This window comes from Streptomyces sp. NPDC101194 (assembly GCF_044767885.1).
Classification (GTDB): Bacteria; Actinomycetota; Actinomycetes; order Streptomycetales; family Streptomycetaceae; genus Streptomyces.
The window spans coordinates 277,348-298,837 of sequence record NZ_JBIWOS010000003.1 but is presented as its reverse complement, the minus strand read 5'-3'; the positions used below and the strand labels follow the sequence as shown (position 1 = coordinate 298,837).

Below are 21,490 nucleotides of genomic sequence, written 5' to 3'. Positions count from 1 at the left end.
GACCGGGGGTGCAGCCAGCTCCACCACGGCTCGGGAGAGGGCGCCACTCCGCAGGCCGGTGCACCCCCGTAACGTGAAGGGTCATGAGCACCCCTGCCGCCCCGCTGACGGTCGCCATCCGGCGTTCGTGGGATGCGTCGCGCTACCTGTTCATCGGCGTCCCGGTCGCGCTGCTCGCCTACACGGGCACGTTCCTGGTGGTGGCGGCCCTGATGTTCGCCGTCGCGCTCATCGGACTGCCGGCCCTGCCCGAGGCCGCCAAGCTGCTTCGCCGGTTCGCGGAGTTCGAGCGCCGCAGGGCGGCAGCGCGGCTCGGTGTTCCGTCCACACCGACGCCGTACCTCCCCCTGGACGGTGGCGAGCTCTCCGAACGGGTCCGTTGCGTCCTCACCGACCCGACGGTCCGGCGCGACGCGCTCTGGCTGCCGGTCCAGGCGCTCATGGGCAATGTCCTCGGCTACCTCGCCATGGTGCTGTGGCCGGTGGGGCTGCTCGTGGACGGAGTCGCGCTGCCCGTGGCACATCTGCTGGACCGGCGGTCCGCCGACGAGTACGGCACGCCGCCGCCCGTGCGCCAGGGGTGGGTGCTGCGCTGGCACGCCGTACTCGCCGATCTGTCGGCGACCTGGACCCGGTCCCTGCTCACCCGGTCGCCGTCCGGCGCCCTCGCCGACCGGATAGCCCAGCTGACCGAGAGCCGGGCCGGGGCGGTCGAGGCACACGGTGCCGAACTGCGCCGCATCGAACGGGATCTGCACGACGGCGCCCAGGCCAGGATCGTCGCCCTGTCGATGCGCATCGGCCTCGCCAAACAGCTCCTCGACCGGGACCCGGCAGCCGCCCGCATCCGCCTCGACGAGGCACAGGACGGTGCCGACGAGGCCCTCGCGGAGTTGCGGCACGTGGTGCGCGGCATTCATCCGCCCGTACTGACGGACCGTGGACTGGCCGGGGCGGTGAGGGCATTGGCCGCCGATGTCGGCGTGCCCGTCACCGTGCAACTCGACGGTGTCGAGGACGGGCGACGGCTCCCGGCCGCGATCGAGGCCGCCGCCTACTTCGTGATCGCCGAGGCCCTCACCAATATCAGCAAGCACAGCGGCGCCACGGCCGCCGGCGTGCGGATCGACCGGACCCCCGCCGCCCTGCGGGTGGTCATCGGCGACGATGGTCACGGCGGCGCGGACGAACGTGCCGGCAGCGGGCTGGTCGGCATCAGGCGACGGATAGCCGCCCTCGACGGCACCACCCGCATCAGCAGCCCCACCGGGGGGCCGACGAACATCGAAGTGGAGCTGCCGTGCGGATCGTGATCGCCGAGGACAACGCGCTGCTGCGAGAGGGCCTGATCCTCCTGCTCACCAGCTCGGGCCACGAAGTGGTGGCCGACGCGGCGACCGGGCCCGAGATCCTGCCGGCCCTGCTGGAAAACCGCCCGGACGCCGCGGTGCTCGACGTACGGCTCCCGCCCACCTTCCGCGACGAGGGGCTGCGCGCCGCGATCGCCGCCCGCGCGGAGCTGCCCGACCTGCCGATCCTGGTCCTCTCGCAGTACGTCGAGGAGACGTACGCCGCCGAGCTTCTCGCCCGGGGCGCCCGGGGCATCGGCTATCTGCTCAAGGACCGGGTGGGCCGGGTCGACCAGTTCCTCCAGGCGCTCGACCGGGTGGCGGGCGGCGGCACGGCGCTCGACCCCGAGGTCGTGACCCAGCTGCTGACCCGCAAGTCGTCGGCCGAACCCCTGCAGAGCCTCACTCCGCGCGAGCGCGAAGTCCTGGAGCTGATGGCGCAGGGCAAGGCGAACGGCACCATCGCCACCGAACTCGTGGTGACGGAACGGGCCGTGAGCAAGCACATCGGCTCGATCTTCGCCAAGCTCGGCCTGGAACCGGACGACGGCACGGTGCACCGGCGCGTGCTCGCGGTACTGGCATACCTGGAGGGCAGCACGCGCTGAGCGCGCCGGGGCCGCCTCCCCGCCCGGACCTCCTCACTCCGGCTGGAGCAGGTCCCAGCGGTTGCCGTACAGGTCCTCGAAGACCGCCACCGATCCGTACGGCTCGTGCCGCGGCTCCTCCAGGAACCGCACCCCGGCGGCCAGCATCCGGGCGTGGTCGCCCGTGAAGTCCTCGGTGTGCAGGAAGAAGCCGACCCGGCCGCCCGTCTGCGCACCGATGCTCGCCCGCTGCGCCTCGTCCTTGGCGCGGGCAAGGAGCAGTCCCGTCCCCTCGGTGCCGCGTGGACGCACGACCACCCAGCGCGATCCGTCGCCCCGGTCGGTGTCCTCCACCAGTTCGAGGCCGAGGGCGTCCGTGTAGAAGGAGATGGCCTCGTCGTAGTCGCGGACGACCAGGGTGACCAGGGCGATGTGGGGCACGTGACTCCTCGGAGGGGGTGGGCAGGGGCCTGACGAGCGGTGTTGGTTATACGTAACACTACCCGCATCCGGGGAGGGCGCGTCGACCGCACCACGACGGCACCCGCCATGACATCCGCAGGGCGCGTGGCGGGACAATGCCCGCATGGACATCAGCGACCTCACCGGGCCGACGGCCCGCGCCCGGCGCCTCGCCGTGCCCGGCCACCGCCGCATCCTCGGAATCGCGGGACCGCCCGGGGCCGGGAAGTCCACCCTGGCCGCGCGGCTCGTCGAGGCGCTCGGCGGTCTCGCGGTCCTCGTCCCCATGGACGGCTTCCACCTCGCCGGAGCCGAGCTGGAACGGCTCGGCCGGGCCGGGCGCAAGGGCGCCCCGGACACCTTCGACGCCGCCGGGTACGCCGCTCTGCTGCGACGCCTGCGCCGCCCGGAACCGGACACCGTCGTGTACGCCCCCGCCTTCGACCGGGCCCTGGAGGAGCCGATCGCCGGGGCCGTGCCCGTAACCCCGGACGTCCCGCTCGTCGTCACCGAGGGCAACTACCTCCTGCACGACGAGGGAGCCTGGGCATCCGTACGCGGGCTGCTGGACGAGGCGTGGTTCCTGGAGAGCGAACCGGCCCTGCGGGTACGCCGGCTCGTCGACCGGCATGTGCGGTTCGGCAAGCCGCGGCCCCGCGCGGAGCGCTGGGTGGCCGAGTCCGACGAGCCGAACGCGCGCCTGGTCGAGCGGGGGCGTTCGCGCGCCGACCTCGTGGTGCGGGCGCGGCCGGAGACCTGATTCCCGCTCGCGCGGAGAGGTGCGCACGGGCAGGATGCTGTGTGCCGTGTCGCGCCCCCAGGAGGTTTTGCATGTCCAGCCCCGACCAGCCCGTACCGTTCACCGCCGACGACTACCGGGCCCGGATGACGCGTGCCGCCGAGAGCGCCGCCGAGGCCGGGCTCGCGGGAGTGCTGGTCGCCCCCGGACCCGACCTCGTCCATCTCACCGGCTACCAGCCCGTGAACACCGAACGCCTCACCGTTCTCGTCCTCAGGGCCGGGCAGGACCCCGTCCTCGTCGTCCCGACCCTGGAGGCCCCGGACGCCGAGAGGGCCGTCGGCGCACCGGCCCTCACCTTCCGGGACTGGACCGACGGCAAGGACCCGTACGCCGTCACCGCCCCGCTGCTCGACGGCCGGGGCCGGTTCGCGGTCAGTGACAACGCCTGGGCGATGCATCTGCTCGGACTGCAGCGGACGCTCCCGGACACCTCGTACGTATCCCTCACCGACGCCCTGCCGATGCTGCGCGCGGTGAAGGACGCCGCCGAGCTGGAACGGCTCGCGGCCGCCGGGGCCGCCGCCGACGCCACGTACGGCGAGATCCTCAAGGTCCGCTTCGCCGGCCGCAAGGAGACCGACATCGCCGCCGAACTGGCCGCCCTGCTGAAGCGGTTCGGGCACTCCCAGGTCGACTTCACGGTCGTCGGCTCCGGTCCGAACGGCGCCAATCCGCACCACGAGGCGGGCGACCGCACCATCGAACGGGGCGACATGGTGGTGCTCGACTTCGGCGGCCTCAAGCACGGCTACGGCTCCGACACCTCCCGTACGGTCCACGTCGGCGAACCGACCGCCGAGGAGCAGCGGGTCCACGACATCGTGCGGGAGGCCCAGGAGGCGGGCTGCGACGCGGTCCGGCCCGGCATCGCCTGCCAGGAGATCGACCGGGCGGCCCGTGCCGTCATCACCGAGTTCGGCTACGGCGAACGCTTCATCCACCGCACGGGCCACGGCATCGGCGTCACCACCCACGAGCCGCCGTACATGATCGAGGGCGAGGAGCAGCCGCTGGTGCCCGGAATGTGCTTCTCCGTGGAGCCGGGCATCTATCTGCCCGGCCGGTTCGGTGTCCGGATCGAGGACATCGTGACCGTGACCGAGGACGGCGGCCGACGCCTCAACAGCACCGCCCGCGAACTGGCGATCGTCGAGTAGCGGGACGGGGCGCCGTGCGGGGCGCCCGCACGGGTCCGCCGGCCGGCGCGGGCCCCCGTTCCCGGCCGCCGCCCCGTGTCCGTCCTCGTCCCGGCCCGGCCACTGCCCCGGCCCGCACGCCGGGACGCCTGTGGGCCCCCGCAGGGCCGCGGGGTCCCCGGCCCCCCCCCCGGTGCCTCACTCGTCGGCCAGCACCACGCACGACTCCGGCGGCAGGTGCAGCAGCCCGTCCTCGCCGGGCGCCCGCAGCGGTTCCCAGGCGGCCACCACCCTGACTCCGGCACCGCGGCGCCGGCCGCCGCCCAGTGCGATCGTGGCCGGCTTCTCGTCGAGGTTGACCGCGATCCGCAGATCGCCCCTGCGGTACGCCAGCCAGCGTGCCTGCTCGTCGTGGGCGGTGCGCACCGACGCCAGATCCGGGTCGGAGAGGTCGGGCAGTGTGCGGCGCAGGGCGATCAGCTCGCGGTACCAGGCGTGCAGCCGGGCGTGCGGCTCCCGCGCCGGTTCGTTCCAGTCCAGGCAGGAGCGGTTCCGGGTGGCCGGGTCCTGCGGGTCCGGGATGTCGTCCGCGGCCCAGCCGTGGGCGGCGAACTCACGCCGCCTGCCGTTGCGGACCGCCTCGGCGAGTGCCGGATCGGTGTGGCCGGTGAAGAACTGCCAGGGGGTACGGGCGCCCCACTCCTCGCCCATGAACAGCATCGGGGTGAACGGCCCGGTCAGTACGAGGGCCGCGGCGCAGGCCAGCAGGCCGGGGGAGAGCGTGGCCGACAGCCGGTCGCCCAGTGCCCGGTTGCCGATCTGGTCGTGGGTCTGGGCATAGCCGACGAAGCGGTGGGCCGGGGTGCGGGCGATGTCGACGGGACGGCCGTGGGTACGGCCGCGGAAACTGGAGTACGTGCCGTTGTGGAAGAACGCGCTCGTCACGGTCTTGGCGACGGCGGTCAGCGGGGCGGCGGCGAAGTCGGCGTAGTACCCCTGCGACTCTCCCGTCAGCGCGGTGTGCAGGGCGTGATGGAAGTCGTCGTTCCACTGGGCGTGCAGTCCGATGCCGCCCGAATCGCGCGGTGTGGTCGTCCGCGGGTCGCAGAGGTCGGACTCGGCGATCAGCGACAGCGGACGGCCGAGTTCGGCCGCGAGCGCGTCGGTCGCCGTGGACAGTTCCTCCAGGAAGGTCAGTGCCCGGGTGTCGGCCAGGGTGTGGACCGCGTCCAGCCGCAGCCCGTCGAGCCGGTAGTCCCGCAGCCAGGCGAGCGCGCTGCCCAGCAGATATGCCCGCACCTCGTCCGAACCGGAGGCGTCGAGGTTGACCGCCGCGCCCCACGGGGTGTGATGGGTGTCGGTGAAGTACGGGCCGAAGGCCGGAAGGTGGTTGCCGGACGGGCCGAGGTGGTTGTGGACCACGTCCAGGAGGACCGCGAGCCCGAGACCGTGCGCCGTGTCGACGAAGCGCTTGAGACCTTCCGGTCCGCCGTACGGCTCGTGCACGGCCCAGGGCGACACCCCCTCGTATCCCCAGCCGTGCGTGCCGGGGAAGGGGCAGACAGGCATCAGGGACACATGGGTGACGCCCAGTTCGGCGAGGTGGCCGAGGCGGGCCGCCGCGGCGTCGAAGGTGCCCTCGGCGGTGTACGTACCGATGTGCAGCTCGTACAGGACGGCGCCGGGCAGCCCGCGGCCCGCCCAGTCATGGCGCCAGCCGTACGCCGAGTGGTCGACGACGGCGCTCTCGCCGTCCGGCCCGTCGGGCTGGCGGCGCGACCGCGGATCGGGCAGCACCGGCCCGCCGCCCGCGCCGTCGGTGCCGACGTTCAGGACGAAGCCGTAGCGGTCCCCGTCGGACGCCTCCGCGTCCACCGTCCACCAGCCGTCCCGCAGGGGATCGCGCCCCATCGCCCGCGGTTCACCCCCCAGCCGCAGTCCGACCGAGTCCGCATCCGGTGCCCATACCTCGAACAGCATGCAACGCTCCTCGTCTCCTCGCCCCCGTGTCCCATGGTCGGCAGTAGCCGCCACGGCTGCCTCACGACACTGGATCGAGCCCGTTACTGGCGATTAAGGTCTGGTTCTGATCATTGCCCCGCCAGGTTCCGCTCAATACGCACTCCCTCTTACGGCTGTGGAGGCCGAGATGAACGTGCCGTCGTTCCCGCCCGGATTCCTCTGGGGAGCATCCGCCTCCGCCTTCCAGACCGAAGGGGCGTCCGACACCGACGGCAAGGGGCCCTCCGGCTGGGACGCCTTCGCCGCACAGCCCGGACGGATCAAGGACGGTACCGACACCACCCGGGGGACCGGTTTCCACCAGCACTACCGCGAGGACGTCGCCCTCCTGGCCGGCCTCGGCGCCGACGCCTTCCGGTTCTCCATCAGCTGGCCGCGGGTGGTGCCCGGCGGCAGCGGACCGGTCAACCCGCGGGGGCTCGACTTCTACGACCGGCTCGTCGACGAGGTCTGCGCCCACGGCATCACCCCGGCCCCCACCCTCTACCACTGGGACACCCCGCTGCCGCTGGACGAGGCGGGCGGCTGGCTCACCCGGGACACGGCCTACCGCTTCGCCGAGTACGCGGGCATCGTCGCCGAGCGCCTCGCCGACCGCGTACCGATGTGGATCACCCTCAACGAACCGGCCGAAGTGACGTTGCTCGGCTACGCCCTGGGCGAGCACGCGCCGGGCCGCACCCTCCTCTTCGACGCCCTGCCCGCCGCCCACCACCAGCTCCTCGCCCATGGCCTGGCCGTCCGCGCCCTGCGCGGCGAGGGCGCGGACAACATCGGCATCGCGCTCTCGCACACCCCCGTCCGGACCGCCGGGGACACCGACGAGGACCGCTTCGGCGCAGAGCTGTACGACACGATCACCAACTGGCTGTTCGCCGATCCGATCCTCACCGGGCGCTACCCCGACGAGAACTTCGCGGCGCTGATGCCCGGCCCGGTCGAGGACGACCTGTCGACCATCTCCGCCCCGCTCGACTGGTACGGGGTCAACTACTACAACCCCACCCTCGTCGGCGCTCCCGACGCGGAGGCCCTGGGCTCCTTCTCCGGCTTCGAGCTGCCCGCCGGACTCCCCTTCGGCATCCGCGAGATGGAGGGCTACGAGAAGACCGACTTCGGCTGGCCGGTCGTCCCCGACGGCCTGCGCGAAACCCTCGTCCAGCTCCGCGACCGCTTCGGCGACCGGCTTCCGCCGATCTACATCACCGAGAACGGCTGCGCCGTCGACGAGCCCGCCCGGGACACCCGGCGCATCGCCTACCTCGAAGGACACCTGAAGGCCCTGCGCACGGCCATCGACGCGGGCGTCGACGTCCGCGGCTACTTCACCTGGTCCCTCACCGACAACGTCGAATGGATCGAAGGGGCCGGCAAGCGGTTCGGCCTCGTCCACATCGACTACGAGACGCTGCGGCGGACTCCGAAGGACTCGTACGCCTGGTACCGCGACCTGATCCGAGCGCAGAAGTCCGGCACCGGCGGCTCAGCCCACTGACCCGACGCGCCACACCGGAACCCCGTCCTCACCGTCACCACCGTCGACGCCGGGTACGGCCCGGCACAGCCGCCCGCGTACGCCATTGCGGCCCGGATCTTACGTACGGCCCCCTGTGTGATCAATACTTCGCGCCATGGTTGCTTCATGGTGGTCCCGGGCCCGACTGGGGATCTTTGTGCACTGGACGCCCGCCTCGGTCCCGGGCTGGGCCCCGCCCTACGTTCCGGCGGACGAACTGCCGCTGGCGGGCCGCCGCTCGCCGCTCGGCTGGACGTCGTACGCCGAGTGGTACGAGAACGCGCTCCGCTTCCCCGACAGTCCCGTCTCCGCCCACCACCGCGCGACCTACGGCACCCGTCCGTACACCGCCTTCGGGGGCGACTTCAACGATGCCCTGGACACCTGGGACCCCGCCGCCTGGGCCCGCGGCTTCCGCGCCGCGGGCGCCCGTTACGCCGTCCTCGTCACCAAACACCACGACGGGTTCTGCCTCTGGCCCTCCGAGGTCGAGAACCCGCACCGCGCCGGCTGGCACACCACGCGCGACGTGGTCGGTGAGTTCGCCGAAGCCGTACGGGCCGAGGGGCTCCGCTTCGGCGTGTACTACTCCGGCGGACTCGACTGGACCTTCGACGACCGCCCCATCGGAACCGGCGCGGACACCGTGTCCGCGGTCCCGCGCGGCAGTTACCCCGCATACGCGAACGCCCAGATGCGCGAGCTGATCCGGCGCTACCGCCCCGACATCCTCTGGAACGACATCGCCTGGCCGGCCTCCCGCGCCGAGGTGCAACGGCTCGTCGCGTACTACCGCTTCACCGTCCCGCACGGAGTCGTCAACGACCGGCTGTTCCCCTACGCACCGATGTGGCGCGCACTGCAACTCCCGGGCGCCAAGGCCCTGTACGACCGCTGGGAGCGCCGCACCATCGCCCAGGGAGAGGGTTTCGTCCCGCGCAAACCCCCCTACTACGACTTCCGCACCCCCGAATTCGCCCGCTACACCGGACCCGACCCGTACGAGATCACCCGCGGCATCGACCACAGCTTCGGCTACAACCGCAACTCCCCGCCCGAGGCGTATCTCGGGCGGGACGCGCTGGACGCGCTGGTGCGGGGGACGGCGGCCGCGGGCGGCAACCTGCTGCTCAATGTGGGGCCGCGCGGCGAGGACGCGACGATCCCCGCCGAGCAGCAGCTCCGCCTGGACTGGCTGGCGGAACTCACCCCGGAACTCACACCATGTGGACACGTTCCTGGTTGATGCGATGGCCTGCCCGCGCGAACGCGGCGGCCATCGGCGCGTTGCCCCGGTCGGTGGCGCCCGCGATGAGCGTGGCGCCCTCGGCCGCCAGGAAGCGCGTGCACTCGACGAGCAGGTCGTACCCGTAGCCGTGCCCGCGCTGCTCGGGTACGACCCCGATGAAGCCGATGCACGGGCCGGACGGGTTGTGGGCGGGCACATGGATGCCGGCCAGCTCGCCGTCGGGGGTGTACGCCAGCTGCCACCAGGAACGGGGTGACGGGCACCAGCGGAAGAAGTCGAGTTCCTCCTGCGCCGCCTGCTCCAGACCGCCGGGGCCCTCGACGGCCCGCCGGGCATGCGCGTCCAGTGTGACGGAGTGGACCCGGCGCAGCACGTCGAGGATCACCGCGTCGTCCGGCTCCGGGCGGAAGACCAGCCGCCCGGGCCGCGCGGGCAGGCCGCACTCCGGTGTCCACTCGTAGCGGTACCGCTCGACCAGCGGCTTCATCCCGGCCGCACGGGCGGCGGCGATCCGGGCCTTCGCGGCGCCACGGACGTCGGGCCGCTCCCGCCAGTCGGCCGGCAGGATCAGCTCGTACTCGGCGTACAGCGGTGCGCGGCGCAGCAGTTCGGTGCCCGCCTCGTCCTCGCCGTCGGCGAAATCGAACCAGTTGAGCAGCACCGGCTCGGTGTCGTCGGGCCCGGCCCACCAGGCGGCCCGAGCCACCACGACACCGTCGCGCACGGCGATCCAGGTCCACTCGGGCCGGTAGTCGCCGCCGTTGAGCGAGGTGGCGTAACGATGCCCGAAGGCGGCGCGGCCGACGAGATCGCTGCAGCGCAGGGTGTGGAAAAGATGTGCGTCGCTCTCGGTGAGCGCGCGGACGACCAGATCGGTCATGGAAATGTCCTCCGGAAGAAGCGATGCGCTCCCGGTCAGACCGTAACGGGAACCGCCCGGCGAACGGGACGGGAGCGCGGGAATGAAGTGGTACGGGTACGCACTGTTCTCGCCTCCTTCCTCGGTTCTCGGGCGGATCCCCGTCACCGTATACGGCGGTCCGGCCGGCCGTCCATCCGATTCAGTCCCAGACCATGTCGAAGGCGCGCTCGAAGTTCACATACCCGAGACGTTCGAAGGACTTCGCCATCGGGACGTTGCCGAGGTCGGTGGCGGCCCGGATCCGTTCCACACCGTCCTGCGCGGCCAGTACCCGGGTGCCCTCGGCGAGGAGGTCGTCGATGTAGCCCCGGCCGCGCCGGTCGGGCAGTACGCCGATGTAGGCGATGATCGGGTTGTAGCTGTTGCGTGCCGGGATCACGAACCCGACCGGCTCACCACCGGGAAGTTCCGCGACGCGCCACCATTCCCGCGGTGTCGAGTACCCCGCCAGCTCCTCGTCGTAGTGCTTCTCGGCCGCCTCGCGGGCGCTCAGCCCGGAGGCCAGGTCCGCCCGGCCGTGGGCGTCGAGGGTGCCCTCCATCACCGGGGTCATCAGGGCGAGGAGATCGTCCCGTCCGTCGACCGGACGGAACCGCAGCCGCCCGCTGTCCGCGGGGACCGGCGTACCGGCGCGCCACTCCAGGCGCAGCCGCTCGACCAGCATCCGCGCGCCGGAGCGCTCCATCACCCGGATCCGGGCCTCCACGACGTCGCGGGCGACAGGGTCCTCGCGCCAGTCGGGCGGCACGAACCGTCCGTACTCGGGCCGCGGGGCACCGACGGGCACGACCGCCGCCGTCGCCTCCTCCAGCAGCCGCAGTCCGGCCTCACCGCGTTCGGGCTCGGGCAGGGTGTCGTCGAGATCGAAGAAGTCCAGCAGCAGGGGCACCGAGCCGTCCCGGCTCCACCAGGCGATCCGCGCCACCACGCGCTCGCCGCGCAACGCCACCCACATCCACTCGGGACGGCGGCGTCCGCTCTCCAGGTCCTCGGCGAGCTCGTCGTCGAGGACGTACGACAACCGGCTGAAGAGCCCCAGCTCCTGGGGGCCGTGGAGCGGACGGACGGTCAGTTCCCGTGATGCGGGGGACATGCGGTCTCCTCGAAGTGCGTGACAGGGTGCTCCGTGCGGGCCGGACCACCGGTGGGGGACAGTAGCAACGTCCATTCCCTGCCGCCCCCGGGATTGCGGGCCAGGCGCTCCCCGCAGATCAGGAGCACGGAAAGCGGGTCCGTTCTGGACACTCCGGGGCGGTCGACCCGACAATTGGTCGGGTGACGTCCTCCTTCGAGTCCCACACGTATCCCGCGCGGCTGTCCGACGCCCAGCGCGACCGTGTTCTCGGCGTACTCAGAGACGGCGCGGCCCAGGGCATGCTGTCCCACGACACCTTCATGCGACGCATGGAACTGGCGCTCGTCGCCCGGCACCCGGAGGAACTGGAGGCGCTCACCGCCGACCTGAGGAGCAGGGGCCGCTGGTCGCGGCGGATGCTCCGGGTCGTGAGCGGGGTGTCCGGCTTCCCCGGCCGGGTGCGCCGGGTCTGGCAGACCGAACGGCTCCCGAAGCTCCTGCTCCCCGCACCCAGCCCGTACCCGCTGCTGATAGGCCGCGATCCGGGCAACGGGCTGCGGCTCAACCACGAGACCGTCTCCCGGCTCCACGCCGAACTCACCGCGCAGGGCGGACACTGGCTGCTGCGCGACCTCGGTTCGACCAACGGCACCTGTGTCAACGGGCAGCGGGTCATCGGTACGGTCCCGGTCCGCGAGGGGGACCAGGTGAGCTTCGGCCGGATGAGCTTCCGGCTCTCCGCACCCGTCCTCGGACCCCCCGCCTGAGACCCACCGGCACATGGCCCCGCGACGCCGCCTGCCGTTCGCCGGTCGGTCCGAACCTCCGGGACCCCGGCGGCTGCCGGATCAGGACTGCCGGTGCGGACCACGTCCGGCGAGGGTGAGGAACGCTTCGCCGACCGCCTCGGAGAGCGCGTCGGGTGGGCGTGGACATGGCGGGCCACATCGGCCGGTTCGGCGTCGCCGTCACCCGGACGGCCGTACGCCGACTGCGTGACGCCTTCGTCGGTGATCCCCTGGTGAGGAACCGCGCCGCAGACCGGCGCCCTGACGCACCGGGGGTACGGATGCAGGCCGACGCGCCCGAAGGCATACCGGCACCCGGCCGCCGGTCCGGCCGTACGGCGCGCGGATCCCGCCCCGGCGCCGGCCCCAGCCTGCTCGCCCCCGGCGCCGCGCACGACCCGTACCGGCTCTATCGCGTCCTGCGCGAGAAGTACCCGCTCAGCTACGACGCGCCCCTGGGCGCCTGGCTGGTCAGCCGCTACGCGGATGTGACCACGGCCCTCGGCGACCCCCGGTTCACCGGATTCCCGCACGACGGTGCGCCGCGCGGCGGCCCCGCACCCCTCGGGCTCTGCCACGGCAGTCACCTGTGCACGCCGCACGGACAGGGCGGGACCGCGACCGGACCGGGGCCACGTGGCACGACGGATCCCGGACCGGTGCCATGTCACATGGGGGACCCACGGGCGGCGCAACGTGCCGGTACGGCCCCGGGGCCGGTGCCACGGCACACGGCCGGACCCGGACCCGGACCGGTGACACGTCACACGGCAGAGCGGATCGAGCGCACCGCCTACGTACTGGCGCGCCGCATCGCGGGCCGCCCGCAGGCCGACCTCGTCGAGGAGTTCTGCCGCTGGCTGCCCGCCGGTTCCACCGCCGAAGCGCCCACCCGCACGTACGTCACCCGGCTGCGCACCGGCATCGGGAGTACCGTCAGCCCTTGCATCCGCCACACCGGCCTCCGCGAGACGGCGCTCGCCTCCTTCCTGGCCAATCTCCTGGACGCACCCGATCTCCTGGCCGCACTGCGCGCCGAACCGGCCCTGGCCGACCGGGCCTGGACCGAGTCGCTGCGCCGCGACCCGCCCGTGCAGATCGTGCTGCGCCGCACCGTCACCGAGGTCACCCTCAGCGGCGGCACGCTGCCCGCCGGGGCTCCCGTCGCCTGTCTGATCGGCTCGGCGGGCCGCGATCCGGAACGGTTCTTCGCCCCCGACCTCTACGACCCCTTCCGTCACGACCAGGGCAGTTCGCTCACCGGACCCGCCGGCTGCCCGGCCGTTGTGCTCGGCCGGCTGGAGGCGCGGCAGGGCCTGCGCGCCCTGCTCGACGCGATGCCCCGGCTCCGCTGGGCGGAGGGCTTCCGCCCGGCCGGCACCGGACTGCTCACGCGCGGGCCGCGGGCCCTTCTCGTCCGGCCCGGCTGAGCAGCGCCACCGGACGGTCGGCGAAGAGCTCGGCCGCCGCGAGCGTGGGACCGGTGAACTCCCGGCCGGGTGCCAGCAGATCGGCCCACGGCCCGGCGTCCGGCAGCGTCAGTTCCGTCCCGCGCCAGCCGCCCGACTCCGCCAGCCGCAACGAGAGCCTGGTCACCGCGGTGACCACGTCGCCCGAGCGGCAGAAGGCCAGACAGTGCGCGGCCGCCGGCCCACGGGCGTCCAGCGGGGCGTACGTACCCGACTCGCCGAACACCCCGGGCCGTTCGCGCCGCAGCCGCAACGCCGCCGCGGTGAGGTCGCCCTTCTCACCGAGGGGCCTCTCCTCGGACGGATGGGTGAACGGCCGCCGGTTGTCCGGGTCGACCAGCGCCACGTACTCCCGCTCCGTGCCCTGGTACAGGTCCGGTACCCCCGGCATCGTCAGCTGGACCAGCGCCGCGCCCAGCACATTGGCCCGGACGTGCGGATCGAGCGTGTCCGCGAACCGCTCCAGCGCCTCGCGCGCCGGACCGGTGTCGGCGGCCGGTCCCGCCGCGACGAAGTCCGTCACCGCCCTCTCGTACACCGGATCCGGCTCCGTCCAGCTGGTGAAGAGCCCCGCCTCGCGGACCGCCTTGAGCAGGCCGGGCTCCAGCCGGCCCGCGATCTCCCGGGCCGGCACCGTCGCGCATCCGAAGGCGGTCTGCCAGGCCTGCCAGGCGAGCTGCGCGTCGGGCGCGGTCGCGGGAGTCAGCCGTCCCAGCTCCACCAGCAGTTCGGCCCACTGCTCCGGACACTGGGTCAGCACCGCGATCCGGGCCCGTACGTCGGCGCTCCGCTTGGTGTCGTGGGTGGTCAGAGCCGTGCCCGTGGCCGACAGGCCGCGCGCCCGCCCGGCGCAGAACGCGTGGAACTCCTCCGGCGCCACCGCCGGCCGCCCGGGGTCGCCGCCCACCTCGTTCGCCGAGATCAGCGGTACGTACCGGTAGAACGCCATGTCCTCGACCGACTTGGCGTGCAACGCGGACGCGGTCTGGGCGAACCGGGCACAGAACGCGGACCGGTCGGCCCCCTCACCCAGCCGCCCCAGCGCCAGATCCCGCACGACGTCGACGGCCGACGCCTCCTCCGGGACGGAGAACACCGCCTTGGCGTCCCGTACGGCCGAATCCGGGAGCGCCGCCTGCGCAGACTCCGTGCGAGGTCCCCCAGCCGTGGCGTACGGGCGGTAGACGGGCACCCGTACGAGCAGTTCGCGCACGGCGGTGTGCAGCGTCCACGGGGCGTGGTCGCGCAGGAGCGGGTCCTCGGCGCAGACGCGTACGGCGAGCCGGGTCAGCAGCGCGGTCTCGGCGGCCAGTTCGTGCGTCACCACCCGGTACGCGGCCCGGCGGACCGTCGCCGCCCAGTCACCGCCGCGCCCCTCGGCGGGGCGCGCGTACGCGCGGTAGTGGCCGACCAGCTCCGCGGCGCCCATCGGGTCGACGAAGACTCCGTCGACACGGTGCAGCGCGTCGTACCCGGTGGTTCCCGCGACCGCCCAGTCGGTGGGCAGCGGTTCGCAGCCGGTGAGGATCTTCTCCACCACCGTCCACCGTCCGCCGGTCGCCGCCGAGAGCCGCTCCAGATAGGCCGCCGGCTCGGCGAGTCCGTCCGGGTGGTCGATGCGCAGCCCGTCGACGACCCCGTCCCGCATCAGTTCGAGGATCTTGCCGTGGGTGGCCGCGAAGACCTCCGGGTCCTCCACCCGCACGCCGATGAGGTCGGAGATGGTGAAGAACCGCCGGTAGTTCAGCTCGGTACGGGCCAGCCGCCACCAGCCGAGCCGGTAGTGCTGGGCATCCAGCAGCTCGGGCAGCGGCAGGCGGGCGGTACCGGCCCGGAGCGGGAACTCCTGCTCGCCGTGGCGCAGCACCTCGCCGTCGACCCGGAGCCCGTCGAGCTCGTCGCCGATCCGTCCGGCGAGCACCGGCAGCAGCACCTTGCCGTCCCCCGCGGCCCAGTCGATGTCGAACCAGCGGGCGTACGGGGATCCGGGGCCTTCGCGCAGCACCTCCCACAGGGCGTGGTTGTGGCGCGGGACGGCCGCCATGTGGTTCGGCACGATGTCCACCACCAGCCCGAGACCGTGCGCACGCGCCGTACGGGCCAGCTCCCGCAGCCCTTCCTCACCGCCGAGTTCGCCGCGCACCCGGGAGTGGTCGACGACGTCGTATCCGTGTCTGGAGCCGGGCACGGCCTCGAGCACGGGGGAGAGATGCAGATGGGAGACGCCGAGCGCGGCGAGATACGGTACGGCGCGAGCGGCGGCCGAGAACGGGAAGTCCGGCTGGAGCTGGAGCCGGTAGGTGGCGGTGGGCGTCATGCGCCGTTACGTACCCAGCCCGCGGCCTTCTGTGTCACGCAGCGCCGCAAAGGGCTCGACCGGCGGTGCGGCCGGTCGCCGGACGGGCCGTCGGCCCCGGACCGGCACCCGCGCGGGTCACCGGTCCCCGGCCGACCGAGGGCCGTCGGACCCGGCCCTACGCGGGGCGCTGCAGCACCGCCATGCTCCGCCCGACCAGCGTCACCCGTTCGCCCGCCGACACCTTCGGCCCCGAGCGGGGGAGCACCCCGGCCGGACGTGCCGTGTCGACCACCACCGTCCACTGCCGGCCGTGATTCACCGGAACCGAGAAATCCAGCGTGTCGGCGCTCGCGTTGAACATCAGCAGGAACGAGTCGTCGGAGATCCGTTCGCCGCGCGGCCCCGGTTCCGAGATCGCGTGACCGTTGAGGAAGACCGTCAGTGCCTTGGCGTGCGCGGCCTGCCAGTCCCGCTGCGTCATCTCGCCGCCCTCGGGCGTGAACCAGGCGATGTCCGAGAGCTCGTCGTGCGTGCCCTCGACCGGGCGCCCGTGGAAGAACCGGCGGCGCCGGAAGACCGGATGGTCGCGGCGGAGCCAGACCATCGCCCGGGTGAACTCCAGCAGGCTGCTCCCGAGGCCGTCCCCCTCGTCCATTGCGTCCTCGTCCGCGTCGCTCCCCGGGGCCTCGTCCGGCTCGGGCCAGCGCACCCACGACAACTCGCTGTCCTGGCAGTACGCGTTGTTGTTGCCCCACTGCGTGCGCGCGAACTCGTCGCCGTGGCTCAGCATCGGCACGCCCTGCGACACCATCAGCGTGGCGATGAAGTTCCGCATCTGCCGCATCCGCAGATCCAGCACCTCCGGCTGGTCCGTCTCGCCCTCCGCACCGCAGTTCCAGGACCGGTTGTGGCTCTCGCCGTCCCGGTTCCCCTCGCCGTTCGCCTCGTTGTGCTTCTCGTTGTACGAGACCAGGTCGTGCAGCGTGAATCCGTCGTGGCAGGTGGTGAAGTTGATCGAGGCGAGCGGCCGCCGTCCGTCGTCCTGGTACAGGTCCGACGAGCCCGTCAGCCGTCCGGCGAACTCGGCGAGGGTCCTCGGCTCGCCCCGCCACAGGTCCCGCACGGTGTCCCGGTACTTGCCGTTCCACTCGGTCCACAGCGGCGGGAAGTTTCCCACCTGGTAGCCGCCCTCGCCCACGTCCCACGGCTCGGCGATCAGCTTCACCTGGCTGACCACCGGGTCCTGCTGCACCAGATCGAAGAACGAGGACAGCCGGTCCACCTCGTGGAACTGGCGGGCCAAGGTGGCCGCCAGGTCGAAGCGGAAGCCGTCCACGTGCATCTCCGTGACCCAGTACCGCAGGGAGTCCATGATCAGCTGGAGTACGTGGGGCGACCGCATCAGCAGGGAGTTCCCGGTCCCCGTGGTGTCCATGTAGTACCGCTGGTCGTCCGCGAGGCGGTAGTACGAGGCGTTGTCCAGGCCCCGGAAGGAGAGCGTCGGACCCAGGTGGTTGCCCTCCGCGGTGTGGTTGTAGACGACGTCGAGGATCACCTCGATGCCGGCCTGGTGCAGCGCCCTCACGGCCTGCTTGAACTCCAGCACCTGCTCGCCGCGGTCGCCCCAGGAGGCGTACGCGTTGTGCGGGGCGAAGAACCCGATGGTGTTGTAGCCCCAGTAATTGGCCAGCCCCGCGTCCGCCAACCGGTGGTCCTGGACGAACTGGTGCACCGGCATCAGCTCGATCGCGGTGACCCCCAGTTCCGTCAGATGGGCGATCACCTCGGGATGGGCCAGTCCCGCGTAGGTGCCGCGCAGTTCCTTCGGCAGCCCCGGATGGAGCATCGTCAGGCCCTTCACATGGGCCTCGTAGATCACCGTGCGGTGGTAGTCGGTACGGGGGCGCCGGTCGTCGCCCCAGTCGAAGTAGGGGTTGACCACGACCGAGGTCATGGTGTGCGGCGCCGAGTCGAGATCGTTGCGCGCGTCGGGGCGGCCGAAGGGGTAGCCGTACACCGCCTCGCCCCACCGGATCTGCCCGGCGACCGCCCTGGCGTACGGGTCGAGCAGCAGTTTCGCCGAATTGCAGCGGGCACCGCGCTCCGGTTCGTAGGGCCCGTGGACCCTGAACCCGTACCGCTGACCGGGCATCACCCCGGGAAGATAGGCATGGCGGACGAAGGCATCGGTCTCCCTGAGCTCCACCGCGGTCTCGGAACCGTCGTCGTGCAGCAGGCACAACTCGATTCGGCCGGCGGCCTCCGAGAAGACCGCGAAGTTGGTCCCGGCGCCGTCGTACGTGGCGCCGAGCGGATACGCCTGTCCCGGCCAGACCTGCATAGGTTCTCTTCCACTTCTGATCCGGGTGCCTGGGGCCTTGCGGGCTGCTTGAGCCAGATCTTCCCCGAAAGAGGTGCGGCTACCTAGGACGTCGCGCGGTCCGGTCAACATCGGGCCCCTCCGTGTCGCCCAAAACCGGAATCCGGAGCCCCGATTCGGCCGCAGGCCCCGTGCCGGGCCCCGGACGGGGTGCTCAATCACTATGAATCCGCTCACTACGGCAGATCTTGCCTCCAGGAACATGCGTACGTCGTAGGGGAGTTGAGCAAGCAGCCTGTGCATCCGGCTGCACCGGCTCCCGCTCGCGGAGTACCCTTCCTTGATCGTTGGTGGGGGAGTGGAAGGCGGTGCGCGGTTGAGCTCGGGAGGGTTCGAGCTGCCCCCAGGTGACGCAGGTCACGAGGGGGAATCCACCGATGCCCCGCCAGGGGCGGTCTCACTTGCGCAGCCCATGGAGATCGGCGCGGAACTGGACTGGGGAGCGGACGCCTGGAGCGAGGTGCGCACGCGTGCCCAACGGGCCGGACGTGCCTACATCTGGCTCAATCTCGTGGAGCAGCGGCTGCGCGCCGTGGTCGCCGCGGTGCTCCGGCCCATCTACGAGCCGGTCCATGGCGAGGACTGGGTGGTGGCCGCCGCCGGGCCGGCCGGACAGGAGTGGGTGCAGCGCGCCGTGGCCGTGCGCGAGGTCTCGCGCCGCAAGGGCTATCTGCTGGACCCGGCCGACGACAACGTGCTCAGCTTCCTCACGCTGCCGCAGCTGCGCGAGCTGATGGTTCAGCACTGGCCGTGCTTCGAGCCGTACTTCGACGACCGGCGCGAGGTCGAGCTGGCGCTCGACGAACTGGAGGTCGCCCGCAATGTGGTCTCCCGCAACCGCGCCCTGAACGAAGCGGTTCTCGCCCAGGCCGAGCGCGCCTCCGCCCGTCTCCTGGAGATCCTGGGCAGTGGCGCCGCGGTCCCGTCGTCCGACCGGCTGCCGGTCGACGCAGTCGAGGAACTGGTCGGCGACCGCTACGCGGACGTGGTCTCCGTCCACTCCGACCGGGTGCGCCTGCAGCGCCAGCTGCCGGCCGAGGATCTCTTCGGCGGTTCGCGCCGTCTCGACGCGATCGGCATAGGACTCAACCTGCTCGTGCAGAACTTCTCCGGCCGCAGGCTGATCCGGCTCGCCGAGTCGGGCTGCCGGGTCCGGCTGCTCTTCATCAACCCGGCGAGCAGCGCGGTCAAGCGCCGGGAACGGGAACTGGGTCTCAAGAAGGGCGAGCTGAGCCGGTCGGTGGAGATGAACATCCTTCACATGCGCCGGGTCCGCTCCAAGCTCCGTGACCCGGGCGCCTTCGAGATCCATGTCTTCGACGAGACACCGCGCTTCACGGCCTATCTGGTCGACGGCGACGGAACGGACGCGGTCGGGGTCGTCCAGCCGTATCTGCGGCGCGCACGCGGCATGGAGGCACCCGTGCTGGTGCTGCGGGGCGGCGGGCGCGCGGTGGTCCGGGCGGGTCAGGACAACGAGCACGGGCTGTTCGAGACGTACCGAGAGGAATTCGAGTCCGTGTGGACGGACTCCCGGCCCGTCTCCTGAGGGGCTCCCGCTCCGTTGTCAGTGGTGCGTGCGAGGGTGGTCGTCACCTGGGGGAGAGCATCACGAAGGAGGTACGGAATGAGCTGGCACCGGGAGGCGCTGGTCGGCTTCGACCTGGAGACGACGGGTACGGAACCGCTGGAGGCCCGGATCGTGACGGCCGCGGTCGTCGGCGTCGCGGGCCGGGACGGGGAGCCGGTGCGGCAGCGCAGCTGGCTGGCGGATCCGGGCGTCCGGATTCCCGCACAGGCCTCGGCGATCCATGGCATCAGCAGCGAGCGCGCGGCGGCGGAGGGCCGGCCGGTGCGCGAGGTGGCCGACGAGATCGCCGAGACGCTCACCGGTTACTGGCGCCAGGGTGTCCCGGTCGTCGCGTACAACGCGGCCTTCGACCTGACGCTGCTGACGGCGGAGCTCCGGCGGCACGGGCTGCCGTCGCTGAGCGACCGGCTCGACGGGGCGGGGATCGGACCCGTCGTCGACCCGTACACCATCGACCGGGCCGTCGACCGCTACCGCAAGGGCAAGCGCACCCTCGAAGCGGTCTGCGTCGAGTACGGCGTGGTGCACGGCGGTGCCCATGACGCGGGGGCGGACGCGCTGGCCGCGGTCCGGGTGGCGTACGCGATAGCCGAGCGGCACGCGTCGGTGGCCGGGCTGACCGCCGCCGAGCTGCATGAACGCCAGGTGGAGTGGTACGCGCAATGGGCGGCCGACTTCCAGCAGTTCCTGCGCCGCAAGGGCACGGCGGACGCGGTGGTGGACGGCCACTGGCCGCTGCGGGAGCCGGCCCGGGTGACGGGCTGAGGCTCCGGGCCCGTCCGGCCCGGGGCCTCCTGCGAGCCCGTCCGGTGGCCGGGGGTGCGACGGCCGCCGGGCGGTCGTGGTCACGGCGTCAGAACGGATACCATCGCACCGCGGTGTCGCCGTCGCGCAGCGACGCCACCCGGCGGCGGAACTCCGCGAGGGCCTTCGGGTTGGTCGGCGCGTGCTGGGACACCCAGGCGCAGCTGGCCGTCTCCCGTGCCCCGCGCAGCACCGCGCAGCCGTCCCATGCGCGGACGTCCCAGCCGTAGGCGGCGGTGAAGGCGTCGTACGCCTCGGCCGCCAGCCCGTACCGGTCCCGGGACAGCGCGAGCACCACCAGATCGTGCTCGCGCAGATCCGCGGAGAAGGTCTCCAGATCGACCAGCACCGGCCCGTCCGGGCCGACGTGGACATTCCGGGCAAGCGCGTCGCCGTGGATCGGGCCGGGCGGAAGATGGGGGACCAGCGCGGCCGCGGCCGCGGCGAAGCCGTCGCGGCGGTCACGCAGATAGTCGGCGTCGGCCGGGTCGATCGCATCGCCCGCGAGCCGCAGCCAGCGCTCGACCCCGCCCAGCAGCTCACGGCGCGGAAGGGTGAAACCGTCCGGGGCGGGCAGCGCGTGGACCAAGGTGAGCAGGGGCGCCAGATCCTGCGGCTCGGCCGGGCGTACGGCGTCGGGCAGCCGGTGCCAGAGGGTCACCGGGTGACCCTCCACCAGCCGTGCCGAGGGCTCCGCGGCCCGTACGGCGGGCACCCCGGAGGCGGCCAGCCACTGCGCGACAGCCACCTCGCGCTCGGCCCGGTCCCGAAGCTCCGGGTTCCGCACGGCGTCCCGGCCGACCTTGACGACCAGGTCGTCCACGGCGAACACCGCGTTCTCACCCAGCGCGAGCAGCTCCGCACCGCCGGGCAGCCCGGCAGCGCTCAGCACCTCGCGCGCACGCATCTCGTTCATGCCTCCGATTTTCGCATCCGTGCAGGCCCGCTTGACGAACCGATGGACCGTCAGCACGATGACGGGGGCCACCTGAGCGGCCAGAACGGTATGTAACCGATCGAATGACGCAAGGGGGCGAAT

General features: G+C 72.5%; 17 protein-coding genes. 10 read left to right on the top strand and 7 right to left on the bottom strand.

All coding sequences use genetic code 11. The features are described 5' to 3' along the window. The first annotated feature begins 83 nt into the window (after positions 1-83). A complete protein-coding gene (locus ACIRP2_RS14460; RefSeq protein ID WP_404250005.1) occupies positions 84-1,313 on the top strand; it encodes a sensor domain-containing protein in 1,230 nt (409 codons plus the stop codon). Then, entirely contained in the window at positions 1,301-1,957 is a 657-nt protein-coding gene (locus tag ACIRP2_RS14455) for a LuxR C-terminal-related transcriptional regulator (RefSeq protein WP_404250003.1), read from the top strand. The genes ACIRP2_RS14460 and ACIRP2_RS14455 overlap by 13 nt, the downstream gene beginning before the upstream one ends. 33 nt (positions 1,958-1,990) lie before the next feature. Here ACIRP2_RS14455 and ACIRP2_RS14450 read toward each other — a convergent pair whose 3' ends face one another. Further along, on the bottom strand, positions 1,991-2,377 hold the full coding sequence (locus ACIRP2_RS14450) for a VOC family protein (protein WP_404250001.1): 387 nt from the start codon (positions 2,375-2,377) through the stop codon (positions 1,991-1,993). A gap of 145 nt (positions 2,378-2,522) precedes the next feature. Here ACIRP2_RS14450 and ACIRP2_RS14445 point away from each other — a divergent pair, with 145 nt between their 5' ends. Together ACIRP2_RS14445 and ACIRP2_RS14440 are read left to right on the top strand one after the other, a co-directional pair. Further along, entirely contained in the window at positions 2,523-3,158 is a 636-nt protein-coding gene (locus ACIRP2_RS14445) for a nucleoside/nucleotide kinase family protein (protein WP_404249999.1), read from the top strand. A gap of 71 nt (positions 3,159-3,229) precedes the next feature. Next, the gene (locus ACIRP2_RS14440) at positions 3,230-4,357 is read left to right on the top strand and encodes an aminopeptidase P family protein (protein ID WP_404249997.1); all 1,128 of its coding nucleotides are present in this window, start codon (positions 3,230-3,232) and stop codon (positions 4,355-4,357) included. 177 nt (positions 4,358-4,534) lie between these two features. Here the strand turns inward: ACIRP2_RS14440 and treZ are convergent, their stop codons facing one another. Continuing rightward, positions 4,535-6,316, bottom strand: a complete 1,782-nt coding sequence (gene treZ, locus ACIRP2_RS14435) for a malto-oligosyltrehalose trehalohydrolase (RefSeq protein WP_404249995.1) — start codon at positions 6,314-6,316, stop codon at positions 4,535-4,537. Between the two features lie 169 nt (positions 6,317-6,485). Here treZ and ACIRP2_RS14430 point away from each other — a divergent pair, with 169 nt between their 5' ends. Together ACIRP2_RS14430 and ACIRP2_RS14425 are read left to right on the top strand one after the other, a co-directional pair. Continuing rightward, positions 6,486-7,853: a GH1 family beta-glucosidase gene (locus ACIRP2_RS14430; RefSeq protein ID WP_404249993.1), complete on the top strand. Its 1,368-nt coding sequence runs from the start codon at positions 6,486-6,488 to the stop codon at positions 7,851-7,853. 136 nt (positions 7,854-7,989) lie between these two features. Next, complete coding sequence (locus ACIRP2_RS14425) at positions 7,990-9,120, top strand: alpha-L-fucosidase (RefSeq protein WP_404249991.1); 1,131 nt, start codon at positions 7,990-7,992, stop codon at positions 9,118-9,120. On the opposite strand, the gene ACIRP2_RS14420 is transcribed toward ACIRP2_RS14425, so the two are convergent. Together ACIRP2_RS14420 and ACIRP2_RS14415 are read right to left on the bottom strand one after the other, a co-directional pair. Then, on the bottom strand, positions 9,092-10,003 hold the full coding sequence (locus tag ACIRP2_RS14420; protein ID WP_404249989.1) for a GNAT family N-acetyltransferase: 912 nt from the start codon (positions 10,001-10,003) through the stop codon (positions 9,092-9,094). The two genes, ACIRP2_RS14425 and ACIRP2_RS14420, sit on opposite strands and share 29 nt — an antisense overlap. Before the next feature lie 181 nt (positions 10,004-10,184). Further along, positions 10,185-11,138 (bottom strand): GNAT family N-acetyltransferase, encoded by a 954-nt coding sequence (locus ACIRP2_RS14415; RefSeq protein WP_404249987.1) that lies wholly within the window; start codon positions 11,136-11,138, stop codon positions 10,185-10,187. Between the two features lie 182 nt (positions 11,139-11,320). Here ACIRP2_RS14415 and ACIRP2_RS14410 point away from each other — a divergent pair, with 182 nt between their 5' ends. Further along, positions 11,321-11,887 carry an FHA domain-containing protein gene (locus ACIRP2_RS14410; RefSeq protein WP_404249985.1) on the top strand — a complete coding sequence of 189 codons (567 nt, stop codon included), beginning with the start codon at positions 11,321-11,323 and terminating at the stop codon, positions 11,885-11,887. A gap of 302 nt (positions 11,888-12,189) precedes the next feature. Beyond that, positions 12,190-13,338, top strand: coding sequence for a cytochrome P450 (locus ACIRP2_RS14405; protein ID WP_404249983.1), 1,149 nt, complete (start codon positions 12,190-12,192; stop codon positions 13,336-13,338). On the opposite strand, the gene treY is transcribed toward ACIRP2_RS14405, so the two are convergent. Both treY and glgX read right to left on the bottom strand, forming a co-directional pair. Then, the gene (gene treY, locus ACIRP2_RS14400) at positions 13,298-15,694 is read right to left on the bottom strand and encodes a malto-oligosyltrehalose synthase (RefSeq protein ID WP_404249981.1); all 2,397 of its coding nucleotides are present in this window, start codon (positions 15,692-15,694) and stop codon (positions 13,298-13,300) included. The two genes, ACIRP2_RS14405 and treY, sit on opposite strands and share 41 nt — an antisense overlap. 157 nt (positions 15,695-15,851) lie before the next feature. Then, positions 15,852-18,017 (bottom strand): glycogen debranching protein GlgX, encoded by a 2,166-nt coding sequence (glgX, locus tag ACIRP2_RS14395; protein ID WP_404249979.1) that lies wholly within the window; start codon positions 18,015-18,017, stop codon positions 15,852-15,854. A 355-nt stretch (positions 18,018-18,372) separates the two neighbouring features. Here glgX and ACIRP2_RS14390 point away from each other — a divergent pair, with 355 nt between their 5' ends. Both ACIRP2_RS14390 and ACIRP2_RS14385 read left to right on the top strand, forming a co-directional pair. Continuing rightward, positions 18,373-19,605: an SAV2148 family HEPN domain-containing protein gene (locus tag ACIRP2_RS14390; RefSeq protein WP_351073844.1), complete on the top strand. Its 1,233-nt coding sequence runs from the start codon at positions 18,373-18,375 to the stop codon at positions 19,603-19,605. 78 nt (positions 19,606-19,683) lie between these two features. Then, positions 19,684-20,412, top strand: coding sequence for a 3'-5' exonuclease (locus ACIRP2_RS14385; RefSeq protein WP_404249977.1), 729 nt, complete (start codon positions 19,684-19,686; stop codon positions 20,410-20,412). A gap of 88 nt (positions 20,413-20,500) precedes the next feature. Here the strand turns inward: ACIRP2_RS14385 and ACIRP2_RS14380 are convergent, their stop codons facing one another. Further along, the gene (locus tag ACIRP2_RS14380; protein ID WP_404249975.1) at positions 20,501-21,367 is read right to left on the bottom strand and encodes a phosphotransferase enzyme family protein; all 867 of its coding nucleotides are present in this window, start codon (positions 21,365-21,367) and stop codon (positions 20,501-20,503) included. Between the last annotated feature and the right edge of the window lie 123 nt (positions 21,368-21,490).

Coding starts and splice junctions, on each gene's coding strand:
- ACIRP2_RS14460 (WP_404250005.1), top strand. CDS start 84: ATGAGCACCCCTGCCGCCCCGCTGACGGTCGCCATCCGGCGTTCGTGG.
- ACIRP2_RS14445 (WP_404249999.1), top strand. CDS start 2,523: ATGGACATCAGCGACCTCACCGGGCCGACGGCCCGCGCCCGGCGCCTC.
- ACIRP2_RS14440 (WP_404249997.1), top strand. CDS start 3,230: ATGTCCAGCCCCGACCAGCCCGTACCGTTCACCGCCGACGACTACCGG.
- treZ (WP_404249995.1), bottom strand. CDS start 6,316: ATGCTGTTCGAGGTATGGGCACCGGATGCGGACTCGGTCGGACTGCGG.
- ACIRP2_RS14430 (WP_404249993.1), top strand. CDS start 6,486: ATGAACGTGCCGTCGTTCCCGCCCGGATTCCTCTGGGGAGCATCCGCC.
- ACIRP2_RS14425 (WP_404249991.1), top strand. CDS start 7,990: ATGGTTGCTTCATGGTGGTCCCGGGCCCGACTGGGGATCTTTGTGCAC.
- ACIRP2_RS14420 (WP_404249989.1), bottom strand. CDS start 10,003: ATGACCGATCTGGTCGTCCGCGCGCTCACCGAGAGCGACGCACATCTT.
- ACIRP2_RS14415 (WP_404249987.1), bottom strand. CDS start 11,138: ATGTCCCCCGCATCACGGGAACTGACCGTCCGTCCGCTCCACGGCCCC.
- ACIRP2_RS14405 (WP_404249983.1), top strand. CDS start 12,190: ATGCAGGCCGACGCGCCCGAAGGCATACCGGCACCCGGCCGCCGGTCC.
- treY (WP_404249981.1), bottom strand. CDS start 15,694: ATGACGCCCACCGCCACCTACCGGCTCCAGCTCCAGCCGGACTTCCCG.
- glgX (WP_404249979.1), bottom strand. CDS start 18,017: ATGCAGGTCTGGCCGGGACAGGCGTATCCGCTCGGCGCCACGTACGAC.
- ACIRP2_RS14385 (WP_404249977.1), top strand. CDS start 19,684: ATGAGCTGGCACCGGGAGGCGCTGGTCGGCTTCGACCTGGAGACGACG.
- ACIRP2_RS14380 (WP_404249975.1), bottom strand. CDS start 21,367: ATGAACGAGATGCGTGCGCGCGAGGTGCTGAGCGCTGCCGGGCTGCCC.